Here is a 20572-nt window from a genome sequence, read left to right on the forward strand (position 1 = left end):
GCTTCAACTTCCCTGTGACGCGTCTGCTGTGGGTGAAATGGATTGTTTCTCTGGGGCGTTACGTGATCGCTGCCAACGCCGCCAGCCTTTCCCCTAACCTGTCCTGCATCGCCGCCATGGCGCCGGATCTGTGCGCAGAGAGCGCGATGTGTTCGTGGCTGAGCAGTCCGGCCAGGCTGTCGAGCCCGTCGATTTCGTCACTGTGCAAGAGCTTGAGCAGCGCCAACTGGTGCAGTTCGCCCGCCAACAACTGATCGAGTGCGCGCAGGCCCTCCTCGGGTTCGATGGAGCCCAGGCCGAGCGCGCTCATGCGCTCCCGGTAACGCGCGTCACTCACCGTGCCGACGCTGCCCCAATACCCCCAGTTGATCACCTTGACCGGGCACGACCATTGGGCCCTGAGTTGGTCGGCAAAGGCGTCGGCGAAGGTGCAGCCCGCCGCGTAGTTGCTTTGGCCGGCAGCCGTGCTGAAGGACATCATCGAGGAGAAAAACAGCACGAAATCCAGCGCGTCGGCGCTTTGTGCGAACGTGCGGGCCAGGGCCACGCTGGTGGCGACCTTGGCGTTCAGCACGCAGGTGAAGGTCTGCTCATCCATGTTGGCCAGGCTTTGGTCCTTGAGCACGATGGCCGAATGCACCACGCCGTTGATCGGGCCAAACCGCTCGGTGATCTGCTGTTTCGCCGCAGCCAGTTGCTGTTTGTCTGCGGCGTCGACTTGCAGGTAGACCGGAGCCGGGGCGTCATGCATCAGGCTGATGGCGGTGAGATCGTCAAGCTTGGCTTCGATCTGCGCATCCCGCGCACGGCGACCGATCCAGATCACCCGGGCGCGATGCTGGCTGATCATGTGGCGGCTCCAGACCGCGCCAATCCCGCCGGCACCACCAATGACCAGATAGACGCCGCCGTCGCGATACACCGGCAGACGGGCTGGCATTGTGTCGGCCTTTACCCGCGCCAGTTGGCGGAACCACCATTGGCCCTGACGCAGCGCCAGCAGTTCGCCGCAAGCGATGCCGGCGAAGGGTGCTGAGCGCAACAGGGACAATTGCGAGCCGGGCAGGTCCGCGAGCTGCACGGTCCAGTGCGGATATTCCTTGGCCAGTGAACCGGCCAGGCCATGCACCGCTGCGTGAGTCGCACGGCAGGATTCGCCGGGGCGGATGCTGATCGCCTGATCGGTGATCAGGGTCAAGCGCAGCGGGCGAGGACCGTAGCCCTGATTCAGCAGCGCCTTGATCAACCGGAACAGCGCGAGGACGCCGTGCTGTTGCGCCGCGACCAGGTCCGCGCTGCCGTCGTCGGACGGCGCCAGCCACATCACGTCGGTCAATCCGGGCCGGGCGTGCAGTTCGGCTTCGTAGTCGGGCTGCGAGTCGTCCAACCGTGCGGCCTGAGGATAGAGTTCAGCCAGCGTCTGCTCACGAGCCGGGGTCGCGCCGAAGATCAGCATCGCGCCCTGGACTTCCTCCCGTTCGCTGATCACACCATCGACCACTGACCAGATCGGCGCCAATAGCTGCTGTGTTTGCTTCGGTTTTTTTGGCCCCGCCGTGAGCGGTCTTGAGCTCAATCCTGTGAACCGCGCACAGAGCTGTCCTTGATCGTCACACAGGTCGATAGTGATCCGGCCAGCGGGATTGTCGGCAAGGTCGCTGCGCAACAAGGCCCACATCCGCCGCTGACACGGCGCGATGATTTCCAGCCGTTGCAGGGCAAACGGTATCACCAGTGACAACGGTGCGGCGACGCTATCGTTCAGCGGCAGTAACATGCCGATGGCGGCCTGTAACACGCTGTCGGTCATTCCGGGCTCCAGCCACCAGTCACCGCCGGGGTGGATGCCCTCAAGGTTCAACTGCGCCAGCACTTCGCGCTGGCCGCCCTGCTCCGCGATCAACAACTGGCGAATGGCGCGGTGGCTGGCGCCGTACGCCAGGCCCATCTGGTCGAACAGGCGATAGACTGCTTCGCCGTCCAGGCGTCGTTGCCAAGTGCGGTCGCGCCAGTGCGCCAGATCCAGTCGCTCGGCAACCGACTGCACATCCGTAATCACGCGAGCCTGACAATGCACTTGATCGCCGTCTTCGCCGAGCAACGTCACCGCAAGCTGACCGTCTACGCGCTCCAGGTTGACCCGCAGGCGGCGCGGTGCGGATTCCACCGTCAGCGGCGCCAGCCAGTTGAGCCGCTCGATGACCATGGGCTGCGCCTCGCCGTCCTCCCGCGAATGCGTCACTGCGGCCCTGATCATTTCCAGGCAGGCCGCACCGGGCAGGGTTTTGCGCCCGTTCACCACATGGTCGCGCAGCCACGGCTCGTCACCGCTGAAGTCACTGGTGAATTGCTGGCGGTCGAAGGCCGAGCTGTTGCGGTGCAGCAACGGATGCAAGACCGCCGCTGCCGAAGGCAGGCGATTGGCGCCAACAGGCGCCCAATAGCGGCTGGTGGCGAAGGGATAAGTTGGCAGGCTGATGCGCTGGCGTTGTTCACCGCTGGCGGCCCACAGCGCAGCCCAGTCGATGCGCAGCCCCGCGCTCCACAGCGCCAACAATTGTTGCTGCTCACCGTTGGCAAACAGCCTGGCCAACTGCTCGCGCCACTGGCTCGGGAAGCGGTTTTTGAACTGTTCGACGTGGTCGCTGCTAGCGTTCGTGTCACCGCAAATCCAGCCACGGCTGTCGCCGCCGGTCAGAGCGCGCAAGGCATCCAGCAGGCTTGCCGTCGAAGACGCGATGAACGCCGCACGATGCTCCATCGCCTCGCGGCCCACCTGCAAGGTGTGGGCAATGGCGGCCAGGCTGTCAGGGGCGGTGGCCTGCTCTAGTTTGGCGAGCATACGGCTGGCGATCTGGCGCAATTGCTCGGGCTCGCGGGCAGACAGCAGAATCATTTCGGGCTTGCCGTCATGACCGGGTAAAGGCTTGGCCTGTGGGTACTGCGCAACGATCAAGTGAGCGTTGGAACCGCCCGCGCCGAACGAGGAAATCCCGGCGATGCGCGGCATCGGCTCACCGCCCTGAACCGGCTGCGGCCAGTCGCGCAGGTGTTGGTTGACCTCGAACGGGGTCGCGGCAAAATCGATAAAGGGGTTGAGCGTGCGCGAATGCAGCGAGGGCACGATCTGCCCGTGTTTGAGCTGCAACAGCACCTTGGTCAGGCCGGCGATGCCAGCGGCCGCTTCGCAGTGACCGATGTTGGATTTCACCGAACCGATCCAGCAGCTCTGCCCAGGCGTACGCTCACCCAAGGCATTGGCCAGACCGGCTATTTCAATCGGGTCGCCCAGACGGGTGCCGGTGCCGTGAGCCTCGATGTAGCTGATGGCCGCCGGGTCAACCTGCGCGTCCTTGAGCGCGCCGCTGATTGCGGCCTGCTGCGCCCGTGGATCGGGCACGCTGTACCCGGTGTTCTTGCCGCCGTGGTTGAGGTAGCTGCCCTTGATCAGCCCGTAGATCTGATCGCCATCACGCTCGGCATCCGCCAGGCGCTTGAGGACCACCACGCCCACGCCCTCGCCCGGCACATAACCGTCACCGCCCTCGCCGAAGCTCGCGCACTGGCCCTGATTGGAGATGAACTGGCCGCTGCTGAGCATCAGGTACTTGTTGGGGTGCAGCGTCAGGTTGACGCCACCGGCAATGGCCATGGCGGTACGGCCACTGTGCAGGTCCTGGCAGGCCAGATGGATGGCGGTCAGTGAGCTGGAGCACATCGAATCGAGCGACAGGCTCGGGCCTTGCAGGTTGAGGCAGAACGACACCCGGTTGGCGATGCTCGCGCTGGAGCCGGCAAAGCCCATGCGCTCGCCGCGCAGGCTGGCTTCTGCGCCCAGCAGTTGGTATTCGCTGTACATCACGCCGGCATAGACGCCGACCTGCCGGGTCTTTTCGGCCTGCTCAACGCCAAGCTGGCGGCTGTAGCCAGCGTCTTCCATGGCCGCCCAGGCGGTTTGCAGAAACAGCCGTTCCTGCGGGTCGATCAGCTCGGCTTCCAGCGGCGAAATATTGAAGAACAGCGGATCGAACTGATCGATGCCCTCAATAAAGCCGCCCCACTTGCTGTTATGCACTCCGCTATCGCTGCGGTTGGTGCTGTAGTAGTCGCGCCAGTCCCAGCGTTCGGGCGGGATTTCGCCGATGCTGTTTTTGCCCTGGCTGAGGTTGTGCCAGAAGGCGTCAAGGTTGTCGGCGTCCGGGTAGCGACCGGCGATGCCGATGATGGCGATATCGTCGTGCTGTGGCGCGATCGGCTGCTGAATTTGCGCAGGTTGGTCGAACAGCCGGCGCTGTTGATCACGGGGTGTGGCGACGAGTTCGGCGACCGCTGTGGCGTCTCTTGATGCCAAGTGGTTCGCCAGGGCCCGGAGGCTGGAATGCTCGAACAGCAGCGCCGCTGACAGCGTGCCAAAACGTTGTTCGAGGCGCCGTGTGAGGTCGAGGATCTGCAACGAGTCGATGCCGTAATCCTCGAAACACTGCTGATCATCGAACTGCTCCGGCGGCGTATTCAAGACACTCGACAGCAGGCTCCGCAGCTGGGTTATCAATGGCGCCTGTGCCGCTTTTCGCGGCTGTCGCGTGGCCAGGTGATCGGCCAGGCTTTGCAGGCTCGGGTATTGGAAAAACAGGGTTTTGGACAACGCACCGAAGCGCCTTTCCAGCGCGGCGGTCATCTCCATGATCATCAGCGAATCGATGCCGTACTGTTCAAACGGCACGTCGTTATCCAGTCGCGACTGGGCGATTTTCACCGTATTGGCCAGCAACTGACGCAGCCAGGTCTGCAGGTTTTCACCGTCTATAGGTACCGCCTCCACAACAGGGGACGGTTCATCGCTGAGCAGTGCGAGCAGTTTTTCGGTGTCGCCTGCCAGCACCATCAGCTGGTCTTCGTCGCTGTGCAACGCCTGATAGAACGCCTGAATGCCGGTGGCACTGGCCATCGCTTCGATGCCGGTGCGTTGCGCCAGAAGGCGCCGCGCCGTATCGCTCATGTGCAGGCCACCTTCGAGCCACAGCGGCCAGTTGATCGACAGCGTGCGACCCTGCCGCATCCCGGCTGCGACCTGCTGATTGCGCAGGCCGGCGAAGGCGTCCAGATAGCCATTGGCGGCGGCGTAGTCGGTCTGCCCGGCGTTGCCCAGGACGCTGGCAATCGAGGAACACAGCACAAAGAAATCCAGCGCCGAGCCGGCACTGAAGCGGTCGAGATGCTGCACGCCGTCAACCTTGGCGGCGAACACGGCGGCAAAGTCCGCCTTGGGCTTGTCTGTCAGCAAGGCGTCGCGGGTGATGCCGGCGCAATGGATGATCCCGTGCAATGCGCCGTGACGGCTGACGATGTCAGTGATCAGGTGTTCGACCTGATCGGCATCGGCCAGATCCACGGTGCGGTAGTCAACGCCTGCGCCCAGTTGCGCCAGCTTGTCGAGCACCGACGGTGCATCGGCTGGCGTGCGGCCACAGAGCACAACACGGGCCTGAGACGCGGCAGCGATGATCGCGCGCGCCATGACCGTGCCGACACCGCCCAAACCACCGGTAATCAGGTAGACACCCTCTGGCCGCCAGGGAGCAGGAGCGTTATCCAGCGGCTGGTGGCGCCAGCTCAATTGCTGACGGCGCAATGTGCCGGCCTCGGCCAGATAGCGCAGTTGGCGCTCGCCTGGGTTAGCGGCCTCGGCTGACAATTGCGTCAGTAACTGCTGTGTGTCGAGCCCCGGTGCCACTTCAATCAGCTGGCTGATCAGCGCCGGCTGTTCACGACTGACGCTGCACAACAGGCCGCCGAGGCCGCGATAACCGTGCGGATCGTCGGCCGGGATCAGCAGTTGAATCAGGCAGGGTTGGCCGGTGCGCAGCAAAGGTTTGAACTGTTCGGCAAGTGCCAGTGCGGCGTGCTGATAGTCACCCTCTGGCAGCGTGAAACTCAGGATGCCTCGCGCCTTTAGAGGCTCCACCAGGTTGGAAAACCCGTGCGTCAGCACCACCTGTGTAAGCCCCGGTGCGACTGTCGCACCAGCCGGTTGAGCGTCGAGCCATTGCTTGTGACACAGCAGTCCATTGCTGGCGCCAAGACTGGCGCCGGAAACGGTCTTGAACGACAGCTGATTCAGCATCGCGCAGCACTGGCCATTGTCGTCGAACAACGCCAGATCAAAGCGATAGCCGCCCGGCGTGGTCCCTGCGCTGCGGATCTGCACCTGCAAGGTCGCCGAACAGTCGGCAAACAACACGCATTCACCCAGCCCGTCGGGTAGCAACAGCGCCGGGCGCTCGCCCAGTTCATCAAACAGCAAGGCCATCACGCCTTGCATGGCGGCATCCAACAGCGCCGGATGCAGGGCGAAACCGGCGTTAAGCGCCGGGGCTTGCAGTCCGACCCGCGCCAGCGCCTGATCGTCCTGACGCAGCAGCGACTGCAACCGGCGATGACCAACGCCATAGTCGATGCCCATTGCCGCAAAACGCTGGTAGCAGGCCTCGACGTCCACTTTTTGGGCGCCGACATTGTTGAAGTCGAGCCGGGCGGCCTGGACCACGGAGATGAGGGCCAAAGCCCGACAATGCAGCTGCAACTGGCCGGCGCGGTCATAGGAGCAAATCCCGATCTGGTAGTCGCCCTCTGCTTGCACCGACAGTTCAAGGAACAGCTCGCCGTTGTTGGCGGTGTCAACGCTGAACGGCTGGAGCCACGCCAGATTGCGGATCACCAGCGCCCTGTCCGCAGGCACCGCGCCGCCCAAGGCGTCGGTCAATGCCGCGTGGATCATGGCGATCATCGCCGCACCCGGCAACACGCCCTGCCCGTTGACCTGATGCTCGGCCAACACGCTTTCGTCACCGGTGAACCGGGTCAGGTAACGCAAGCCGCGCAGGTCCGACACGTTGCAATGCAGCAGTGGGTGCAGCCGTTGCTCGCCCGCGATGGCCGACACGACCGCTTGCTGCGGTTCGCGCCAGTAGCGCTCGCGGGCAAAGGGGTAACCCGGCAAACTGAGCGGCGCGGGCGTGCCCTGCGGGTACATCAGGTGCCAATCCAGGGTGGCGCCGCCGAGCCAGGCGTCGAGCAGCTGTTGCTGTTCGCCGCGCTCGATCCAGCCGCCGATATCGGCGCTCGACGCCTGAGCGTCAGGCTTGAGCCGACCACGCGCCTGAGCGCCGCCGTCGTCGATGAATTCCCGCAGTCGGGTTTTCAGCTGGATCATTGAGTTGATCAGCCAGCCGTGGCGATGCTCCATCGCCTCACGAGCGACCTGCAAGGTAAAGGCCAGCGCCGGCAGATCGGTGTCGCCGAGTGCGTCCTGCGCAAGCGCGTCCAGCAACAGACTGGCTTGTTGCAGCAACTGCTCGCGAGTCTTGGCCGACAACAGGAGGATCGCCGGATGCTGCTCATTGACGGCAATCGCTGGCGGCACTCTGCGGTCTTCGTACTCTTCGATCACCACGTGGGCATTGGCGCCGCCCGCGCCGAAGGAGGACACCGTGGCAATGCGCTTGAACGTCTGCAAGACACCGTCGATCAGCACTTGCGGTCGCGACCATTCGGCCAGCGACTGCTGCACCGCGAACGGGCTGTTGGCGAAGTCGATCTCCGGGTTGAGTGCCTCGGCGTGCAGCGATGGCACCAGTTGGCGGTGCTGCAGTTGCAGCAGCACCTTGGTGATACCGGCGATGCCGGCGGCGCTTTCGCAATGGCCGATATTGGATTTGACCGAGCCGATGGCGCAGTACTGTCTGACGGGCGTTGGCACGCCGCTATTGAAGGCCCGGGCCAGACCGGCGATCTCGATCGGGTCGCCCAGCGCAGTGCCGGTGCCGTGGGCCTCGACGTAGCTCACGGCCCGGGCGTCGACCCCGGCCCTTGCCAGCGAATCGATCACCAACCGACTCTGGGCCAAGGGATTAGGCACGGTGTAGCCGTTGGTTTTGCCACCGGCATTGATCATGCTGCCTTTGATCACGCCGTAAATCCGGTCGCCATCCGCCTCGGCCTGAGCCAGCGGTTTGAGCAGCAAGACACCCACGCCCTCCCCCCCGACAAAGCCGTCGGCATCGGCGCCGAACGCCTTGCACTGGCGGCCCGAGGACAACATCTTCATCTCGCTCAGGCCCATGTAATGCACGGGGTCGACCACCAGATTGACCCCGCCGACCAGCACACAGTCGCTGATCCCGCTGTGCAGACTTTCCAGCGCCAGATGAATCGCGGTAATGGATGACGAACAGGCGGTGTCCACCGCGAGGCTCGGACCCTGGAAATTGAACTGATACGACACGCGATTGGCCACCGACCAGTAGCTGGACTGGCGGGCGTAGGTGCCATTCATCACGCCGACAAACACCCCGACCCGATGCCGTTCGGCCAAGCGTGCGGGGGTATAGCCGGCGTCGCTGATGCAGTGATAGGCCTCTTCCAGGAACAGCCGTTCCTGAGGGTCCATCTTCAGCGCTTCGCGGGGCGAAAGATGGAAGAACAGCGGATCGAACTTGTCGATTTCGCGGATGAAGCCCCCCCACGGGGTATAGATGCGGCCCGCCGTGCCCGGCGCCTGATCAAAGTACTGACGCCAGTCCCAGCGATCCGCCGGCACTTCATCGATGCAATTCTCGGCATTTTTCAGGTGCTGCCACAACTCGCGAACGTTGTCGGAGTTGGCGTAACGCCCGGCCAGACCGACGATGGCCACGTCTGAACCGCGTGCCGTTGCCGGCGTGTTATCGGCTGCCTTGGCGGTAAAGCGCGACTTGCCCGGATTGATCAATGGTTCGACGCTTTCGACTGCGGATGGCTGCACGATTACCGCTGTCTGATCCAGTCCGAGCAGCGTCCTGAGCCGGTCTTTCTGCGTGGCGACAAAATGATCCGCCAGTGCTTCGACGGTCTGGTATTCGAAGAACAGCGTGCTGCTGATACCCGCCAGTTTGTCCCGTAGCAGGTTGGTCAGTTGCACCACCAGAATCGAGTCGATGCCATAGGTTTCCAGCGCTTCACGGGAGTCAATCTGTTCGGGGGCGATCTTGAACAGACCACCGATGACCTGCTTGAGGTAGCGGACGGTCTCGGCTTTGAGCTGCGTGCTGCTAACTTCGGCCATCGGCGCTGCGATGACGCTGAGTTGTGGCGGTCGCGGTGCCTGCTGAGCGGTCACCTTTGCCCGGCTGACAGGCACCATTCTGACCGGTTCGATTTTATCGCTGCGGTCCTGCCAGACCATTCCATTGCTCTGGGCGATGACGATCTGCTGCCCAAGGTCGTGGTCGGCCAGCGCCGGGAAATACACCTGCCGATAGCCTTCGCTTTCCAGCACCTGCTTCCACTGTCTGGGCGCGAGCGCCGGGCCGCCGGGCAAGCGCAGGTCCTGATCATCGAACAGCCACCAGCCCTTGAGCAGGCCGAAAGTCAGGTGGGTAAACAGGCCATTGCGTGCAATCTCGTTGATCAATACCAGGCCGTTATGCTTGAGCGCGGCCTTGGCGTTTTTCATCGTCCGGCGCAGGTCTTGCGTAGCGTGCAGGACGTTGGTGGCGATCACCAGATCATAGGCGCCAGGCTGGATGCCCTGTGCTGCCAGCGGCTTGTCGACGTCGAACAGTTGATAGCTGAGGTAGGGGGTCTGCGGGCCATAGACCTGCCGCGCGTGCATCAGGAACGCCTGGGAGACGTCGGTGTAGCAGTACTCGGCGATCTGCGCCTGATACGGCCGCAGTTTTTCAAAAGCGCGGGCGCTGGTGCCACCGGTGCCGGCGCCGATTTCCAGGATCCGGATCGGCGTCTGTGGCGCCAGCTCCAGGCGGGCCCTGACAAATTCGAGCATGGCTTCGAGCAGCACTTCGTTGAAGAAGTCGGACACCGGATTGTGCTTGTAGATGCCCTCGACCATGGACATCGAGGCGTCGGGAAACAGGATGTCGGTGGCGGCGATCCGGCCATCAAGAATCTGCGGCAATACACGCAGGGTTGCTTCGGCGAGCAGTGTTTCGGCTTTCAGGCTGGGGTGTTCGAGCCAGGCCGACTTTTGTGCATCCCATTCGTGCCACAGGGCTTCTACCGTCAGCGGTTGCGGGTGCGTGACACGGCAGCTGTCGCCCTCCAGCTGCACGTAGCCGCGTTGGGCCAGCTCTTGCAGGCTCTTGTCGAGCCAGCGTTGATACATCGGCAACAAGCCGCTGCGTTGGGTCATTTCAGCCACGGATTCGCGCTCGCGACTGAACCAGCCCAGTTGCTGCAACTGGGCGTAGAGCAAGCGGACCTGCTGCTCGTCGATAGCCGCCTTGTACGCCTGCACCTGCGCGGTTGCGCTGCGAACCTGCTGATTGTCCACCCGCAGATTCTTCTGCATTCGGCTGATCAGCGATGGATAGGCAGGCGGACGCATTTCGCCGTACTCACCGAAAGGCCCGGCAGGATGTTGGGCCAGCGCCAGGTGGTTGAAGGTGTCACTCAACCGCTGCGAAGTACGCAGGAAGGTCAACTGGCTGAGCGGCGCGCCGTCATCAGCCGCGCCGAGCAGTGTTTCCAGCGCCGCCATCGCCTGCTCACCGTTGATTGAACCAAGGCCAACCTCGGCCATCCGGCGCCGATAGTCGTCGCTGGCCACCGAGCCGACCTCGCCCCAATAACCCCAGTTGATGACTTTCACCGGGTAGCTGCGTTGTTGCGCCAGAGAGTGGCCGAAGGCGTTCTTGAAGGTGCAGCCGGCGGCGTAATTGCTCTGGCCTACCGACTTGGTGAAGCTTTGCAACGACGAGAAGAACAGCATGAAATCCAGCGGCAGGTGTTCAAACACCTCGGCCAGACGTGCGCAGACATCGATCTTGGCGGCGAGGCCTGCGGCAAATTTTTGCGCATCCATGCGTGCCAGGCTTTGATCCTCAAGCTGGATCGCCGCGTGGATCACCCCGTGAATCCGGCCATGCTCGGCCAGCACTTGCTTCACCGCCTGTTGCAGGGCGGCGTGGTTGCCGGCGTCGGCGCTGATGTAGCGTGGTGCGGGGCCAAACCGGGCCAGTTCGCTGATCGCTGCATCGATTTGGCGGTCCTGCTCTCGACGCCCCAGCCAGATGACCTGAGCGCCACGGCTGCGGATCAGGTGTTCACTCCACAAGCGGCCAATACCGCCGGCGCCGCCAACGACCAGGTACACGCCACCATCGCGGTAGAGACTGTCGGCAGCCGCTTCGGTCGGCGCCAGGCAAGGCACCAGGGATTGGCGATACCAGACGTCGTTACGACAGGCCAGCGCGTCGCCGCGCGGATCGGCGGGCAACGACAACGGATCCAGACTCGGCCAGCTGTCGCCGGCCGGCAGGTCCACCAGCCGCACCTGCCAATGGCTGTATTCCTTGGCCATCACACCGATCAGCCCATGGAGGCTGGCGTGAGCGGGCGCCACCGGTTCGGTGGCGGCCTGATGCAGCGGGCTGGCTTCGCCGAACACTGTCAGTGTGGCGCGGGTGATGACCGTCCATGCCAGTGGCTGCTGGTCCAGTGCCAACGCCAGCAGCGCCTTGATCAAGCGGAAGCAGCTCAGTACGCCGGCTTGCTGGGCATTGATCATGCCGTCGGCGCTGGCGTCATCGACTGACGCGGTCGGCGCCAGCCACAACAGATGCTCTACCGGGCCGGCTTCACGCAGCAGGCCGGTGAGTGTTTCGATGGATTCGCTTCCGTCCAGCAACAATGAAGCGGCCTGCGGGTAGCGGGCGATCAACTGTTGCTGGCCTTGGGGATCATTGGCGATCAGCAACAGCCGGGAGCTGCTTGGCGACAACGGTTGAGGACTGACCCTGCGCCATTTTTCCACGAGGTAACAGTCGGTCTGCGGGCGGTCGTCGAGCATCATTTCCAGCGGCGACGGCGCTTTCATTTCCCGCAGGACAAAGCCCTGAAGGGCGACGCAATGCTCGCCCTGCTGATTGTAGATATCGATATCAAAAACCGACTGCCCCGCTTCCGTGCTCTCGGCACCGGGCCGCACCCAGGCCCATGTCTGTTCACCCAGTGCCGCGCCGCTCAGCTCTAGCCGGGCCAGTGCAAACGGCACCCAGGTTTGCCCAAGTTGCGGCGCTGCACCTTGATCGAGCTGATCGGCCACCAGCAGGCCCACGGTCGACTGCAACGCGCCGTCCATCAGGCTCGGGTGCAGGATAAATTGCGTGTGGCCGGCACTCAGGGACTGCGGCAGTTCGATCCTTGCCAACAGCTGGCCACCGTCAATGCGCAGTTCGCGAACCGGTCGGTGGCTGGGGCCGTAGTGGATGTCGATGCTGTCGAAAACGCGGTACAGCGCCTCGGCGTCGAGGCGATGGCCGTTGATGGCGGCTTGCAGGGAGGCCAGCGATGCAGCCGGTTCGGGCGCGTTTTGCAGCAATACCGCTTCGCCTTGGCAACAAAGGGTTTGTTGTTGCTGTTCGCTAATGTCGAAGGTCAGTCGCTGTGGCTCGACGCTGTTGATGTGGATGTCGACGGTGGCCGGTGTATCGCCCTGCTCGCTGAGCATCAGCGGTTGCGACCACACCAGATTGCACAGACTCACGGTGCCGGAGGATGCCAGCTCGCCGAGTGAGCGGCTGATGGCTTCTCGCGCCATCTCAAGATAGGCCACGCCGGGCAGCACTTTCTGGTTGCGCACGCGATGATCGCGCAGGAAAAACTCATGGCCGCTGAACACCGAGCTGAATTTCTGTTGCGACAGATCGGAGACGTTGCGGTGCAGCAACGGGTGCAAGCGGGCCTCGCCAAGCTGCTCGGCCTGAGGCGGAAAATGGAAATCGCCGGACACCCAGATCCGTTCACGGGCGAAGGGATAACCCGGCAGGCTGATCCGTCTGGCCAGGCCCATGGAGGTGCCCAGCAGCGCCCAGTCGAACGTCAGCCCTTTGACCCACAGCTCCAGCAACTTCTGGTATTTGCCTTTGTCGGCCCAGGCCGCCAGCGTTGCCGCCATGTCCTCATCGTGGGCCAGCACCGCCATGGCCGCCTTGTTGTCTTGCACCCGGCCCAGATGCAGGCCGTCGAAGCAACCAAAGTGTTCCGGGGCCTTGAGCAGTTGCGCCAGGCTCTGCGCCAGGCGGTCTTGCAGCTCACTGATCGAGACGACGCTGAAGGCCAGGCGATATTCCAGCGCTTCTCTGCCCTGTTGCAGGGTAAAGGCCAGGTCCGCCAGGCGCGGCGGCTCGCCCTCAAAGTCGCGTCGTTGCAGGAACTGCTGCAAACGCTCGACTTGCTGTTGCAACTGCGCCGGGGTTCTGGCCGACAGCACGATGATCGCCGGCAGCCCGACAACCGCCTCGTCCCGCTCCGGCGCCACGTACTGGACGATGATCACATGGCCGTTCGATCCGCCAGAGCCAAAAGACGAGACCGAGGCGGCCAGTGGATATTCGCGTTCGCGGCCATCGAGATTGAGCAGCGGCCGGCGCCACGCTTGCAGTTGCTGGGGAATGTAGAACGGCGTATCGCTGAAGGAAATTCGGGGGTTGAGCCGACTCGAATGCAGCGACGGCGCCAGTTGGCGGTGCTTAAGTTGCAGCAGCACCTTGGCGATCCCGGCGATGCCGGCTGCCGATTCCAGATGGCCGATGTTCGATTTGGCCGAGCCGAGGGCGCACTGCTGCGCCAATCCCGGCTCGCTGCCGAGGGCCGCGCTGCGTCGGGCAAAGCCCTGTTGCAGACCGCTGATTTCAATCGGGTCACCCAACGCGGTGCCGGTGCCGTGGGCTTCGATATAGCTCAGCTCGCGGGGATTCATACCGGCCTTTTCCAGCGACTCGGCGATCATTGCGCCTTGGGCATTCGGGCTCGGCACGGTGTAGCCATGGGTCTTGCCGTTATGGTTGACCGAGGTCGCACGAATGACGCCGTAGATGTTGTCGCCATCGGCCTGCGCCTGGGCCAGCGGTTTGAGCAACACCGCCCCGGCGCCTTCGCCGGGTACAAAACCATCGCCGCCTTCGCCGAAACTGCGGCAGCGGCCATCGGTCGAGGACATGGTCAGCTGCGACTGGATGAAGTATTTGTTGGGGTGCAACGATAGGTTGACACCACCGGCCAGCGCCACCCGGCACTCGCCGCGTTTCAGGCTCTCGACGGCCAGGTGCAGCGCGGTCAGCGAGGACGAGCAGATGGTGTCGATGGCCATGCTCGGGCCGTTGCAGTCGAAGACGTAGGACACGCGGTTGGCAATCGAACCGAACGATGAATCCACCGCATCGTCGGCGCAGTCTGCGGCGGCAGAGCGCGTGTACAGCAGGTATTCGCCGTGCATCACGCCGACAAAAACCCCCATGTTTCCCTGGTAGTGACGTTGCAATGCGGCGCGGTCGTAGCCTGCGTCTTCGAGGGTGTGCCAGGCGGTTTCGAGGAAGATCCGTTCCTGCGGATCCATGCGCTCGGCGTCGCGCGGCGAAATATTGAAAAACAGCGGATCGAAGCGGTCTACACCGTCGATAAAGCCGCCCCACTTGGTGTTGATCTTGCCTTTGAGGCGGCGGTCGCGGCTGTAGTAATGCTGGTGCTGCCAACGCTCGGCGGGGATCTCGCTGATGCTGTCGACCGCGTTTTTCAGGTTGTCCCAGAAGCTGTCGACGTCCGGTGCACCGGGAAAACGCCCGGCCAGGCCGATGATCGCAATCGGTTCGTCGCGCTCCTGGCGTCGGTTAGTGTCGGGGCGTTGTGCGGTTCTGGCGGGCTGGGTAGCCTGTTTGAGGGGCGCCTGAATCCCCAGCAGTTGCCGGCTGCGCGACGGATGTTCGGCAGCAAAATAAGCGGCCAGTGCGCCGATGCTCTGGTGTTCGAAGAACAGGGTGCTAGACAACGCACCAAACGCCTCGGCCAGCCGTTGGTTGAGCGCGGTGATCATCAGCGAGGTCAAGCCGTAGCGATCAAAGCTTTCAAGGCTGTCGAGGCTGCTCTCGGGAATCGCCGAGACGCTGGAAAAGTGTTGTTTGAGATAGCCCTCCAGCGCAGTGTGCAGCGCGTCATCCCGCGCAGGCGGTGGTGCTGCTTCGTCCCTGGCGGAGGCCGCGATATGACAATCAACGGTTGCAAAGGGGTATGCCGGCAGTGCCACTCGACGAGCGTCATGCCGGGCGATCTCGGCCAGATCGGTTTCGCCGGCGACCCAGCGGCTGGCGATGGCGTTCAGGGCATCGCGGTCGAGGCCGCGCAGATCCTGTTCGATAGCAGCCGGTTGTGCCGCTCTGGCGAGGGTGCCTGGCGGCGCTGACTGACCATTGTTGAGCAGCGTCAGCAGTTCGGTTTCGCTGTCGGCCACCAGTGCCAGACGATGTCCCAGTGGCGCTCGGCCGACGCACAGGGTGTAGCTGATATCGCCGAGGCTGGCGTCGCCCAGGCGTCCTGCCTGAAGAGCGTTGGCAAATGCCGCCATCAATTGATCAAGCTGCGCACGGCTGGCGGCGGTAAAGGGAAACAGCCACGGCCCGACAGTCTTCAATGTTGTGGTCTGTGGTGGTGGCGCTTCAAGGATCAAATGACCACCGGAACCGCTGGCGCCGAAGGCATTGATCAATGCACGTTGCGGCCCCTGCCACTCGCTCAACGTGTCGGCGATGGCAAGGTTACTGTTTTCAAGTCCGACAAGGGGGCTCAACGGAATGCAGCCCAGGGTCGGCGCTATCTGCCGGTGTTTGAACTGCATCAATACTTTGGTGATCTGCGACAGCGCCGACGCCGATTCGAGGTGGCCGATATTGGCCTTGATCGACCCGACTTTCAGCGGTGTATCGCCAAGGCGGCTGCCGAAGACTTTGTTGATCGCCGCAAACTCGGCCCCGTCCGCCAGACTGGCACCGGGGGCTGCGGCCTCCACGTAGCCAATCGCCTCGGCAGGCAAGCCCGCCTGTTGCAGCACCCGGCGCATCGACGCGGCATGACTGTCGGCGCTCGGTGTGCCGTAGCGAAACGTCTTGCCGCTGTGGCTGATGGCCGTGGTACGAACAACGCCGAGGATCTGGTCACCGTCGCGTCTGGCCTCTGCAAGTGGCCGGATCAACAGCGCACCGACGCCCTCGCCCGCGACCCAGCCGTTGGCGTTGAGGCCGAACGGGTGAGACTGGCCATTGCCGGACAACAGCTCCAGCGACGTCAATAGCTCAAGGTGTGAGGGATGACTGATCAGGTTGACGCCGCCGACAATCGCCGCCTGACATTCACCCTGACGAATACTCGCGCAAGCAAAGTGCAGGGCCGTCATTGCGGATGAACACGAGGTGTCGAATGCGACGCTGGGGCCATTGAAGTCGTTGAAGAACGACACCCGGTTGGCAATCGCCGAGAGAAACGAGGTGGTTCGCTCGCCCTGTTCGCCGGGCTGATGGTGCTGGTAATCGCCCCACATCGCGCCGACAAACACACCGACTCGCTCGGCCTTGCGCCGCAGACCGGCAGCGGTATAACCGCTGTTTTCCAGGCAATGCCAGACCGTTTGCAGGAACAGGCGCTCTTGTGGGTCCAGGGTCTTCGCTTCGACGGGGGTGATCTTGAACAGTAGCGGATCAAACAGCTGCTTGTCGGCCAGTGCGCCGACGGCCCACTGCGGTGAATCCGCGCTGATGTCGTCGCCATACAGCAGCGATTCGCGGCTGACGGTGTTGATCGCCGAGCGCCCGGCACTGAGGTTCTGCCACAGCTCTTGTGCATTGGCAGCGCCGGGATAACGACCGCTGAGGCCGATGATCGCCAGCGCGCCATCACACACCGACTCGGCGGCGACTCGGCTGCCACTGTGGAGCTCAAGCCGTGGCCAGCCTATCGGGAGCAATTGGCTGACGGTGCCGCCGACGAAGCTGTGCAGCAGTTCGTCACCCTCTTGCAGGTCAAAGGCGCTGCGAATTTTATCGAAGTACATCGAGCCGATGGGGCACAGCCCGATGCCAAATTCGGTTTGTTTTTCCAGCAGCAACTGGCCGATTCGTCCGGCCTGGAGCAGGTTGAAATAGCGACTTTCATCGCCGTAAGCCGGCGAGCGACCGGCGATGATGAAGATCCGCAACCGGGCCTGCTGCGCGTGTTTGCGGTTGAACGGGGTGTAGCTGCCGTTGAACGCCAGCGGATCGCCTTCGCCGATGTAGCTCAGGCTATGGCTGTCGCTGTGGTAGCGGTAAATGCCGGGGGGCGGACAGTGTTCCTGGCCGTGCTCGGTCGGCCCGGCGAGGTGCAGGTAGATCTTCAGGTCCAGTGCGGCGTCGGCGCTGTACAGGTGACCGCTGCCCTGTCCGTCCCTCAACAGGCTCAACAACCGGCTCAATTGCGCCACGCTCAGCGGATCGCCTCCGTACTGGCGCTTGGCGGCCCGCAGTCGCAGCGCGTCGGCGCTGATCGGTGCGGTGGGCAGTTCGATGACGCTGTCACCCTGCTCCGGCAGATCATGGCGAATCTGCAGTTGTTGGCGGTGCAGTTGCTCCAGCGCCTCCTTGCCCGGCAGGTCAAAACCGTTGTTGTTTTCTGCCAGGAAGTCGGCGAACAAGGGCCTAGGCTGTCCAGTCAGAACGGCTGGCGCGTCACCTTCGATCAGGCAATGCAGCAAACGGTGGCTCGGCTGCAACTTGAACAGATCGGCAATCGTCGCGACGTCCACGCCACAGACCGGGGTCAACGCGATGTCGAAGTCCGCCTGGTGCGACAGCAACATCTGCTCGATATAACCGGCTTCCAGCACCAGCAACGCCGGGGTGGCATGGTTATAGAGCGGCGTGATGGCGGCGGTTTCGGCGACCAGAAACAGCGCAAAACCGGCTTCGGCCAGTTGCGCGCGCTGCTCGGCACGCAGAGCCTGCGGGTCCATTCTGGCCGGCACACTCACCGGCCACAGGCGATTGAGCCGTGGCTGGTAGTACCAGGCGCCACCCGCCAGTCCCTCGATCCGCCCTTCGGCGACATACAGGTAACACTGGACAGCGTTGAGGCCGCCAGCTGATGAATAGAGGTATTTACCCTCACCCTCCAGCGTCACTTCGCGCAATAACGAGAGCAGGCAGCCCAGCCGTTCAAGGCTGGCGGGTGAAGCGTCGTCGGTTCGCTGATAAGCACGCGGATCAAAGCGCACCCGCTCCAGCCGGATCAGTTTCTGGGCTGTTGGTTGTGGTGGCAGCGCGGCCTCCACCAGCGGCGCCTGCTCGGGTGTCACACCCTTGGCGTCAAGGATAAAGGCCGTGACGGCGGCGATGGTCGGTTGCTCCAGGAACATCTCGACCGGCAGCGTGACCTGGTACTGCTGGTGAATGCTATGGACCGCTTGCACCAGGGTAAAGGAGGTCGCGCCCTGATCAAAAAGATCGTCGTCAACCGCCAGCTCATTGATGCCGAGCGCCTCGATAAAATAGTGTTGCAGCCAGGCCGTCAGTGCCTGGGGATCCACAGCTGGCGCCGGTGAACCGACTGACGAGAGGCCGTCACCGGCCAGCAGCGCCTGACGGTCCGCCTTGCCATGGGGCGTTACCGGGATCTGCTCGACAAAGTGAACCTGATTCGGCGTCATGTACTCCGGCAAGCGGGATTTTACAAAATCACGCACCGCCTTTTTGTCCAATCCCTCGGCGACGACATAGGCCACCAGTTTGGGATCTTCGGAGCCGGGATCCTTGACCAGCACCACCGCATCACTGATCGACAGATGGCTTTTGAGGGTGTTTTCGATCTCGCCCAACTCGATGCGAAAACCCCGCAGTTTGACCTGCGAGTCGAAACGCCCCAGCACCTCGATCTCGCCATTGTCGAGGAAGCGCGCCTCGTCACCGGTGCGGTAAAGCCTGGCGTCGGGTTCAGTGGAGAACGGATCGCGGATGAATTTTTCAGCCGTCAGCTCGGGCCGATTGAGATAACCCCGGGCCAGGCCAACGCCGCCAATGCACAGCTCGCCAGTCTGGCCGATTGGCACCGGTTTGGACCCGGCATCGAGGATATAGATTTGAATATTGTCGATGGGCCGGCCGATTGGCACGCGCTGGTCCTCGCGCGGTTCGGCGAGCCACCAGGTGACGTCCACCGCTGCCTCGGTCGGGCCATAGAGGTTATGCAATTGCGCGCTCAGAAGCGAACGACATTGAAGCAGCAGGTCATGGGTCAGTGCTTCGCCGCTGACGAACACCTTGCTCAGTGACCGGCATTCGCCAACCGCCGGGTGCTTGAGGAAGAAGCGCAACATGGACGGCACGAAGTGGCAGATGGTGATCCGCTGCGCCTTGATGATCTCCACCAGATAGTGGGCGTCCTTGTGGCCTTCCGGCCTGGCCATGACCAGGCAAGCACCGCTGAGCAACGGCAGAAACAGCTCCCACACCGACACATCGAAGGTAAAAGGCGTCTTCTGCAAGATCCGGTCAGCCGGCCCCACGGCGTAATGGCGCTGCATCCACAGCAGCCGGTTGCAGATCGCCTTGTGCGGCAACATGCAGCCTTTGGGCCGCCCGGTTGAGCCCGAGGTGTAGATCACATAGGCGAGATCATCAGGGCGGTTGATGGACGCCGGATTGGCATCGTTTTCGTGCGGCACTTCGTTCGCGGGATCGTCCAGGCAAAGCACTGCAACGTTATGGGCCTTGAGGCGCTGCTCAAAACGTTGCTGCGTCAACACCACGCTGACCGCGGCGTCCTCAATGATCAGGGCCAGCCGTTCCTCGGGGTAAGCCGGGGCCAGCGGCAGGTAGGCACCACCGGCCTTGAGAATGGCGAGCAGCGCGATCATCAGCTCAAGCGAACGCTCCATCTGCACGCCGACCAAGCTGTCGGGGCCGATGCCAAGTTCGCGCAGGTAGTGGGCCAAGCGATTGGCCCGGCGATTCAACTGGCAAAAACTCAAGCTTTGATCGTCGAAGCGCACCGCCACGGCGTCAGGGCTGCGTTCCACCTGTTGCTCGATCAGCTGCTGCAGGCATTGCTCCAGCGGATATTCGTGGTGGGTGTCGTTCCAGCCGGCAATGATCGCGCATTCCTGGATTCGATCACCGGGCTGCGCTGCGGGCGGAGTGCTTTGTGGACTGTCATTCGTAGAGTTGTTGTCTGACACTGCGCGACTTCCCTGTCAGGTTGGGCCGACGTCATCGGCAACTTTGATCCGTGTCATCCCGTCAGCGCGGCACGCTCATGTAAGCGTCTTGCCGTGCGAGCCTTCAGTCGATTACCGGGGATTGTTCGGATTTTTTGTGCAGCTAATGATTGAGGGGCGCGTTGCTGCGCAAGCTAACCGTCCTCGAAGGGACGCTTGTGACAAACCCACAGGCGCCAGCCCGTGAGAGAAAAAAGCGGAAAGCAGCCCTCGGCCTTGCCGCGGGGGCAAGAATTTGGGCTGTTCAATGTAGAATCAGCGAGGAGCAAGACCAACACATCCGTGTTCCTGAACACAGTAATTCCCTTTACCAGTGAGCGCCTGAGGCTTGCCAGCGACAACGACGCATACCTTGCGCATTGTAGATTCACCGCTTGAGATCGTATTTTCTCGCTGGCGCCTGCAGGTCTAGAACTATTCCTACAGAATACCGACACCAGCCTAGTAGGAAGAGATGACCTGTCAAATCCAGATTCGAATACTTTACAAATCACGGATACT

Annotated in this window: 1 protein-coding gene; it reads right to left on the minus strand. The window is 62.9% G+C overall.

Annotated features, from left to right (window positions below):
- Positions 1-58: 58 nt before the first annotated feature.
- Positions 59-20032, minus strand: coding sequence for an amino acid adenylation domain-containing protein (locus JFU11_RS23415; protein WP_201062243.1), 19974 nt, complete (start codon positions 20030-20032; stop codon positions 59-61).
- Between the last annotated feature and the right edge of the window lie 540 nt (positions 20033-20572).

Source organism: Pseudomonas sp. TH37, from assembly GCF_016650735.1.
In the GTDB taxonomy this organism is placed as follows: Bacteria; Pseudomonadota; Gammaproteobacteria; order Pseudomonadales; family Pseudomonadaceae; genus Aquipseudomonas; species Aquipseudomonas farris.